The organism is Marinimicrobium agarilyticum DSM 16975 (genome assembly GCF_000423345.1).
Classification (GTDB): domain Bacteria; phylum Pseudomonadota; class Gammaproteobacteria; order Pseudomonadales; family Cellvibrionaceae; genus Marinimicrobium; species Marinimicrobium agarilyticum.
The window spans coordinates 1-7248 of the sequence record NZ_AUHU01000023.1; the positions used below are offsets into that span (position 1 = coordinate 1).

The window sequence follows — 7248 nt, forward strand, 5'->3', positions numbered from 1 at the left end:
ATGGACACTGACCGGTGCCGGTAGCGGGATTGTTGAGCAGGACGTCGAGGGAGACCCTGCCTACGCCTATGCTTTTGAAAACATGCAAGCACTGGTTGGGGGTACTAGCAACGACAAATTTGTAGTCAATGTTGGAGCTTCTGTCGAGAGCATAAGAGGCTTCTCGGAGAGCGACACGGAAACAGAAAGTGTCAACATTCTTCAGGTTAAAAGTGCGTCTGGTAGCACTGTTGAGTGGTCAGTGGCCAGTGATAACAGTGGCAAGGTGGTCGATGTTGTGGGCGACCAAACGCCTTACAGAGTGAACACCTTTTACGATATTGATCACCTGGAAGGCGGTGAAGGCGCTGATACGTTTACAGTCACGGATTACAGCGAAAATGCCAATATTTTTGTCAACGGTGGTGCAACCGGTGATCGCAATACGTTTAGTTTTTCCGGCGTTGACAGTGCGGTCAATCTGAGTATTGGGGGGGGAAGTGAACCCTGGCGTATCAGCAACATTCAAACAGTGGTGGGAAGCGACCACCAGGACTCCACACTTAAAATTGCCAGTGGTACCAATACCTGGACGCTGAATGATCAGAACAGCGGTTTCCTCGAACAGACCGGTGTTGACGACAACCTTTTCTCCGGTGAGCTGTTCTTCAGTAACTTTGCCAATATTACAGGCGGCACTGGTGATGACAGCTTTATCTTTACGTCCGGTGGGACGGAGGGTACTAGCGGTAGTTTGACGGGCACCCTTGATGGCGGAGAAGGCGGCTTTGATCGCCTGACCGGACTTAATATTGATAATTTATGGGCTTTAGGGCTCGATGGGAGTGATCCTTCTCTCAACCAATTGATGGACAACACTGGCAGTTCGCCGATCGCGTATCTGACCCGGTTCATGAATATCGATAAGTTGGTGGGTGGCTCATCAAGCGATATCTTCCGTTTTGGAGATGACGCTGCTTTGGTGGGTGTTGATGGAGGCAGCGCCCAAGGAAATCGCCTGGATTTTTCCCAGAGAACACAGAATGTCACTGTCACGATTGGCTCTACCGGCCTGGACAATGTTAACAATATTCAGGCTTTCACTGGAAACAGTGAAGATGGGTACATCGCGACCTTGGCCATTGTTGACGGGAATAATGAGTGGGACATTGCACAGCATTCCGCCGAAAGCACACTGAATAGCGACGTCTACGGCGAGCTGGGTTTCTCTTGGTTTAATGTGGTCCAGGGCGGTAGCGGTACGGATGACTTTACCGTGGTATCCGGGGAATATTTCGATGGTACATTGAAGGGTGGGTTGGGGAATGACTCCCTCACTCTTGTTAGCGGTGGTGCTCCCAATATTTGGCGGCTGAGCCCCACTGACGATAACCCGATGATTTCTCGGGATGGTGAGCTGCGGCTCAAGACCTTTGAGAGCGTCGAAACGTTGAAGGGGGCAGGCGCGGATACCTTCTATGGGCGCGACGTGGCGACGAGCTGGACCTGGTCAGAGAATACCGATGACCAAAGTCTTGAGTGGACCCTGAGTGAAGATGACGGCGATATCCAGGGGCTAACCCTCAAGGGAATGGGTAAGCTGATTGGCGGCAGTGCTGCCGACACTTTCACGTTGGAAAGCGGCTTAGCATTTGCAGGCATTGTCGATGGTGGCGATGCGGGCTCGAATACGTTGACCGTGAAGGGTGGAACCAACAGCTGGGCATTGATGGTCGAGGAGGGGAAACTCTCCCAGGTAGCCGGCTCGGTGACGGACCGACTGAATCGCTTTTCCCGCTTTCAAACGCTTGCAGGGGATGGCGGAACGCACAGCCTTACTGGCCGCAACCGCGCAACCGACTGGACTTGGTCTGAGAACGCCGATGATCAGAGCCTTGAGTGGACTCTGGATGAAAATGAAGGTATCAAGGCTCTGACGCTCAAGGGAATGGATCAACTGACCGGCGGCACTGCCGCCGATACCTTCACCCTGGAGAGCGGCAGTGCGTTTGAAGGCACGATCGATGGTGGTGAGGCCGGCGCGAATACGTTGACCGTGGAGGGGGGAGCCAACGACTGGGTATTGGCGGTCGAGGAGAACAACCTCTCCTTGGTCACCGGCTCGGTGACGAACCGGGTGAATAATTTCTCTCGCTTTCAAACGCTAAAAGGCGACGGCGGAACCCATAGCTTCACTGGCCGTGATCGCGCGACCGACTGGACGCTGTCGGAAAATGCCACTGACCAGAGCGACGAATGGAGCCTGGATGAAGGAGCCGAAAGCATTCAGGCTCTGACGCTCAAGGGGATGAATAAGCTGGTGGGTGGCAGCGCTGCCGACACCTTCACTCTGGGGACAGGCACGGGCTTTGAAGGCACACTGGATGGCGGCACCGGTGGTGCGGACACACTAACCATCAATGGTGGCCCCAACACGTGGCAACTGGACTCTAAGGGGACCGACGCCATCGTGTCGATGACGGGTTTGGTCCGGGTCAAGACGTTCCAGAACCTGGAGACCCTGAACGGCTCGACAGACGATACCTTCCATGGCCGTGATAGCGAAACAAGCTGGACGTTAACCACCGGCACAAGTATGGCGGACAACGAATGGTCGCTGAATAATGATGAGCTTACGCTCACCGGCATGAAGCACTTGGTCGGCGGCAGCGCCGCCGACACCTTTACGCTGAATGCGAACACCGACTTTAAGGGCACCATTGATGGCGGCGATACCGCCTCCAATACGCTAATCCTGGTGGGCGGTAACAACAATTGGACGCTTGGGGTAGATGAGGGCAATGCCGCCTGGGTGACCGGCTCGGTGACAAACCGGGTAGACACCTTCTCCCGTTTTCAAACGCTTCAGGGCAGCGGCACAGATAGCTTCACTGGCCGCAACCGAGCGACCGACTGGACGCTGTCTGAAAATGCCACTGACCAGAGTGACGAGTGGAGCTTGGATGAAGGAACCGAAGGCATCCAGAGCCTGACGCTCAAGGGGATGAATAAGCTGGTGGGTGGCAGCGCCGCCGACACCTTCACTCTGGGGATCAGCACGGGCTTTGAAGGCACACTGGATGGCGGCACCGATGGAGCGGACACTTTAACCATCAATGGTGGCCCCAACACTTGGCGATTGGACCACACGGGGACCGACGCCATCGTGTCGATGACGGGTTTGGTCCGAGTCAAGACGTTCCAGAACCTGAATACGCTGGCCGGTTCGGGATCGGACACCTTTTACGGACGCGATGGGCAAACCACCTGGACCCTGACCAGTGGCACCACGCTCGCGACCAATGAGTGGACCCTGTCCGACGACTCAGACACTCTGACGCTGACCGGCATGAACAAGTTGGTGGGCGGCACGGCGCGTGACGCGTTTACACTGAACGCCGATACCGATTTCGACGGTATCGTCGACGGCGGTTCGGGCGGTGGGGACACCCTGGCCGTGTTGGGTGGAGGCAACGCCTGGCGTGTTACCGCGTACGGCACCAACACAACCGATGGGGCCTCAGGCGAAGTGACCTCGTTGAGCACGACGTTTTCCGCGATCAACGAGCTCCTTGGCGCGACGGGAGATCGATTGACCGGCTCGAACCTCTCCAACACCTGGACGTTAACGGGCGCTGATGCCGGCACCCTGGCGGCCACCGATGACGTTGGCGCTGAGGTGACCTTCAGCGGTATGGCCGCGCTGGTCGGCGGCGGTGCTGCTGACGCGTTCTCCACTGAGGGTGCCGTGCTTTTTGCCGGTGTGATTGACGGCGGCGCTGGCGGGGAGGACTCACTCAACGTGTCGAGTATTACCGACAGAGCGGTCACTGTGGGCATGCTCGAGCCGGAACACAATGCCGATACGTGGGAAGCACGGAATGACGACGATGTGACCATCCGGAACATCGAAACACTTCAGGCCGACGGCGGCGCAAACGAGGATAGCCAGGCGCCGGGAAATAGGTTGTTCGGTCCGGCCGACGGGAACTACCGGTGGACCTTGACGGGGACGAACGACGGAAATGTAAGGCCTTCCCAAAATGGTGGCAACCAGAATACGTTGAACTTCTTTGAGTTTGAATATCTGGAAGCGGGAGCGGGAACCAATACCTTTGCCTTTACGAACAATGGAGAACTCACGGGCGGTATTGCCGGCGGCGGTGGTGAAACCTGGATCGACTATTCGTTGCGAACGGGAGCGCTCTGCGTCAACTTGCTCGGCAGCTCTGCGGCCTGTGGTGGGCCCGTGCTCAGTGGCATTGACGGGGTCATTGGCAATAGTAGCGCGGGCTTCAACAGTCAGCTGTTGGCCAATGGTTCTGACGGCTACACCTGGATTATCGATGATAACGGCGAAAGTCGGGCGGATGGCATCAACGATGGTCTCTTCCAGCACGGCAATGAAACCATCGCCTTTATCGACTTCAATCAACTGCTCGGCGGTAGCGGGCAGGATGAATTCCGTTTTCGCGGTCAAGGCCGCCTGTCAGGGTATCTGGATGGCCGCAGCAATACGGATACGGTTAATACGGTCCAGTCGACTCAAGACATGGCGTTCAGACTCCAGGAGAGCGCTCCCGACGGTGCAAACGGTGCAGGCGTATGGCTCAAAGGCATCGAAACCATTACCGCCAGTAGCAACAGCAATAATCAACTGATTGGCGGGAACGTCAGCAATGAGTGGGTGGTTTACGGTGATAACCGCGGGCAGCTTAACGACAACGCTATCACCTTCTCCGGCATCAGTGAATTGTGGGGCGGCTCAAGCGATGACACTTTCACCATCGAGGAAAGCGGCCGCTTGTCGGTTGGCATCCTCGGTGGTGGCGGCGACGGTCGGGACAGTGTCCTGATAAAAAGCGGCAACAACGACACCACTCTCTGGTCAGTGACCGGCGCCGGTATGGGCACAAGCGATCGTGTCAGCACCTTCGGCGAGTTGGAGGTGCTCAACGGGGGTCAGGGTAACGATCAGTTTACGTTGACGGGCGTCGACGCCTGGATCGAGCGCATTAATGCCAGCGCTGGAGACAATCGGTTGACCTACGAGGCCGACAAGACCGATCCGGTGAGCGCCACCTGGACACTCAGCAGCGCCCGAAACGGTTCGGTGCGTTTGGGAGACTCTGACAATACCATCGGCTTCAACGCCATTGGGCGTATTGACGGGGCGGGCAGCGACCGTCTGATCGGTTCGGACGCGGAGAATGATTGGCGACTGACTGGCGCTAACGGTGGCACCCTGGAAACCACAATCTCCAGCGGTTCGCAAAGCCTGGTCTTCAACGGCATGAGTACTCTGGAAGGCAATGCCGGTATCGATCGCTTTTATATGGATGGCGTGGACTTTAATGGCCTCTTACTCGGCGGTAACGGCGATGACTCTCTTTCCGCCAGTGGCGCCAACACCTGGACGTTGATAGCCACCGGTGAGGGCAACCTCAATAACGTGACAGACTTTGAGAGTATTCAGACCCTCAATGGCGGCGGTGAAAACAATAAGCTCATTGCGCCCGAACGGGCCAATACCTGGCGTCTGACCGGCGAGCGCAGCGGAACATTGGACGACGCTGGTGTTGCGGACCAGCGCGTAACCTTTACTGGCATGGACACTCTGGTCGGCCACAACCAGCAGGATAGTGTCACCGCGGCGGATGATTTCACTCGGCGAGACCTTCAGAGTTTTGCGGCGCTCGACGGTGGAGCGGGAGCCACTGATGAGCTGGACTTGAGCGGCCTTGATCGCGCCATCACCATAAGCGTGGGGAACGTCGAGCCGGCGCAAAACATCGAAGTCGATGTCGTCACTGAAGGGTTCGAAACCTTGACGGCTGAAGCGGACCACGATAACCACTTGGTGGGTGGCGGGAGCCGGACCTACGAGTGGACACTCATCGGCCAAAACCGGGGGGACGTTACCTACACCAATGGCGACTCTCAGCAGACGACCACGTTTTCCGGCTTCTCTGACCTGACGGGCGGCATGGGAGGCGATATTTTCGCCATCCTCGATGACGGCGGTGCTACGGGTGATATTGATGGGGGCGATGGCACCAATCTCATCGATTATTCCCTGAAAACCGAAGCGGTGACCGTCACCTTTGGGGGGCTGGATGGAAACATCAGCAACATCAGTGGCGTTATCGGTAACAACAATGGGTCGGGGGAATTCACCAGCCGGTTGCGACTGGGGGAAACGGATAGCGACGCTGCCTGGCGCCTCGGCTCCATCGCCGGAGTCAACCAAAATTGCGAAGAGGGTTGTCAGAACGACGGTGTCAATGATGGCGAGGTGACGCTTAACGGTGAATCACTGTACTTTATCGACTTCAACCTTCTTGAAAGTGGCTCGGGCAACGACGAATTTCGGGTGGCCGATGATGGTCGGTTTATTGGCTCGCTGATCGGCGGCTCGGGCTCCGATACACTGGATATCAGTGCGGCGGGAATCGCCCAAACCATCGGCCTTGGTGATTCAACGCTGGCCGATACGAATCTGACAGGCGTTGGAACCCTGATCGGCTCGAATGACCGCCAACATAGGCTGTACGCCAACAACGACCCCAATACCTGGCGAATCAGTGAGAACGGCGGTGGCTCGCTCAATGGCGATTTTCTCACCTTCACCGGTATCCAACAGTTGCAGGGTGGCTCCGGTGTGGACGACTTTATCCTCACCGGAGAAGGTAAGGCTCACACCCTGCACGGCGGCGTTGAGGGCGAGCGCAACACCCTGGACATCAGCGGCGCCTCCGAGGCGTTGTGGCTCAGCCTGGATACCGATAGCGCGGACGCGGATGTTCGCTTGGTGGGTATGGATGAAGTCATTGGCAACAATGGGTTCAATCACCGCCTGGAAGGCGACCGTCGCACGAATCGCTGGAGCATTGACCGGCGCAATGGTGGCACGCTGAATGACGTGCTTCGGTTTAGCGACGTAAAGAGCCTGCAGGGCAACCGCGCGAATGACGTGTTCACCTTTGGGGCCGGAGGCCGGGTGGAGGGCGTCATCCACGGTGGCAGCGGTGGCGAAAATCGCGTCGACCTCAGTGCGTTACCCGACACTGAACAATGGACCATCGCCACGACCGAAGAGGCGCAAACCGACCTGAACCTGATCGAGATCCAGACACTGGATGGGCGGCGGGACGCCGAGCATACACTGCTCGGCACCAACGCCAATACCGACTGGACCGTGACCAACCTCAATAGCGGCACCCTGGGTGAGCTCACCTTCACCGGCGTGGCCAATTTGCTCGGCGGCAC

1 protein-coding gene is annotated in these 7248 nt (G+C 57.3%); it reads left to right on the forward strand.

Annotated features, from left to right (window positions below):
* The coding region (locus G547_RS23630) for a beta strand repeat-containing protein (protein WP_036189125.1) at positions 1 to 7248 on the forward strand (7248 nt) is incomplete at both ends.